Annotated in this window: 3 protein-coding genes; all 3 read left to right on the forward strand. The window is 41.2% G+C overall.

Annotation, left to right across the window (positions count from 1 at the left end; all coding sequences use genetic code 11):
• Positions 1-289, forward strand: a 289-nt coding sequence (locus DW059_RS15295; protein ID WP_330408459.1) for a hypothetical protein, incomplete at its 5' end; no start/stop codon positions are given.
• Positions 290-384: 95 nt separating this feature from the next.
• On the forward strand, positions 385-657 hold the full coding sequence (locus tag DW059_RS15300; protein ID WP_117699355.1) for a hypothetical protein: 273 nt from the start codon (positions 385-387) through the stop codon (positions 655-657).
• Positions 658-755: 98 nt separating this feature from the next.
• Positions 756-2,432, forward strand: a complete 1,677-nt coding sequence (locus DW059_RS15305; RefSeq protein ID WP_256385523.1) for a GH-E family nuclease — start codon at positions 756-758, stop codon at positions 2,430-2,432.
• Positions 2,433-2,482: the final 50 nt, after the last annotated feature.

The raw sequence follows: 2,482 nt of genomic DNA on the forward strand, positions 1-2,482 counted from the left end.
TGCTGCAGATAAAATAAATAATTATATCAAAAATTCTAATGAGGTATGTTATTTGGAATTTGGAAATAAGATTGGAAACTATACACCTGCTTTTTCATTAAATATTTTACCCAGTGATAATCATGGACATGTAAAAATTGAAGTAGATATAGAAATTGCGGATAATGACAGACGTGCCCATAGATGTTGCTTTTATGTTAGCTGTGAGTTGGGACAGATTGAAAGATTTGGACAATCATTAGTATCATTAATATCAGAGGATGAAGGAGTCAAAGTTTCCCTGGTATAATTTATTAGGGTTATACTTTAGGACTTCCAATTCCTTAAATCCTTTGTTCGAAAAAGTAACTGTATCACCTATCTGCTCACGAAGCGAATGTCATCATGCTGATAAAATTAGATACCAATGTTTATACATCAAAGGTACAGTCTTTTTCGACGGTATCCGGTGAGGTAGAAGGAAAGCAGCTTACAGTTCCGGATTTAAATGTATCAATGGATGCCATGACAGCGTACAGGGCGGACTTTTCACAGTTAATTGGTCTGATGAGTTATTATCAGAGCCTTCTGACGCAGGATGCCGGGAAGCTTCTCACACTGCGTGATGAATTGGTTGATGCAGAAGCTTCTTTGATGAAAATGATAAAGACAAAATAGGGGGAGAGGAGAAAGTTATGGGATTTCAGGTAAAGTACGAGGAGATTACCAGCATCCGTGAATTAATCCAGGCACAGCTTGACCGGTGGATAGAGTAGATAGATGCGGTAAGAAGCAGTATTGTAGAGATTGCTACCATGCCGGAGATGCACGGAGGGGCAGCAGAGCATGTGAGAAGCTATATGTGGGATTATCATATGAATCTTGCAAATATGATAAAAGATACGATAGAAACCTACCGGAGCAGTTTTATACTCTATACAGACTGGTATTATAACATTGATTCTGACCAGATGGCAGAGATGTCCCAGAATTCCATGGAGGGATTGGAGGAAAATATTCAGGGGGCCAGGTCAGACTTTGATGCGGTAGCAGAGGAAGTGGCGGATATTGAGAGGGAACTGTCTGCTTATCTTGATGTGGGCAGATTTTCTACAACCTGTATGGAAAACTGCTTTGATAATGCACTTGCCGGAGTGCAGAATGTCCGTACACAGATAGGGGAATATGAAGAGGCGCACAGCCATGCAGATATGTATCCCATCGATATGATGGTAGGCTATCTTCGCAGTATTATTGGTGGACAGTTAGGTGGCAGTAGTGCTACAATCAGTGCATATGATGCATCAGTTGTGAATGCAACAGAGTCTTTTCAACTGGCACAGATGATGGATGGAATGTTAAGTACATATCTCGAACAGGTGAAGGACAGGGTAAGTTCCTGCGAAGAGTTCTATGAACTGCAGCAACAGCAGTGGCAGGAATCCATCCGACTGAGAACAGAAGAAGGCATTGTGAAAACACTTGTCGGAGTCGGAACCATGATTCTGGGAGGAATGCTTGTCGTAGCAACCTGTGGTATGGCACTTCCTTTAGTGGCTACAGTAGGAGTAATGGCAATTGGCGCAGGAACAGTAGCATATGGCTTTTCAAATACAGTAGAAGGTGGTCAGGATGTTTATGCAGGAGTAACAGGAGACCCAAGAATGGTATCGGTTAATCCAATCCGTGATACATTATTTGCCAGCAACCCAGACCTTTATTACTTAATAGGAAATACATTGACAATCTCAGCGTCTATGATACTGACCGGAGGAATGGCAGCAAATGCAGCAGTAAGTGCAGGAACATCCATAGGAAGGGCAGTAGTAACAGAGTATGCAAAGCAGGGACTGACGATGGCAGCCAGCAGCTATGTGGAAAAGAGCATGACAGAAGCAACCAACAGTCCACTGGCAGGCTTCTTAACAGGTTCGCTGACTGGAATAGCAACATATGGAACGCTCAATGAGATAGATTCCATGGCAAATGTAAGTGGATTACACAGTTCTTTTGCAGAAGGAATGTCAAAGGAAGATGCCCAGAAATATCTTGATTTTCTTGAGAATGGAAGCAAGGAAGGGCTCACAGAGGCAGAAATAAGAGGAATCGGAAAGGTAGACGAAGCACTTGCATTAAAGAAAGTAAACCCGGAGGAGCTGTTGGAACTTAGAAAACAGCAGCTGGGGAATGTTGGAGAGAGTAGTAGTGGAAGTAAACCATATACAAATAGTCGCCCATCTTATGGTAAAAATCAAGTAAATGAAGTTTGGGAGAATGCGAAAGACCCTATTACAGGAAAAGTTTATGACCCATCTGGCGTTGAAATTACATGGGATAAAACTAAACCGAGAAATGGTCAATGGGATATGGGACATATTCCTAGTGAGAAATACTCTGAAATGCATCAATTATATATGGATGATGTGATTTCAAAAGATGAATTTTTAGAATAGTATCGTAATCCTAGAAATTATAGACCAGAATTACCTAGTACAAATAGAAG

The organism is Roseburia sp. AF42-8 (assembly GCF_003435965.1).
GTDB classification, from domain to species: domain Bacteria; phylum Bacillota; class Clostridia; order Lachnospirales; family Lachnospiraceae; genus Roseburia_C; species Roseburia_C amylophila.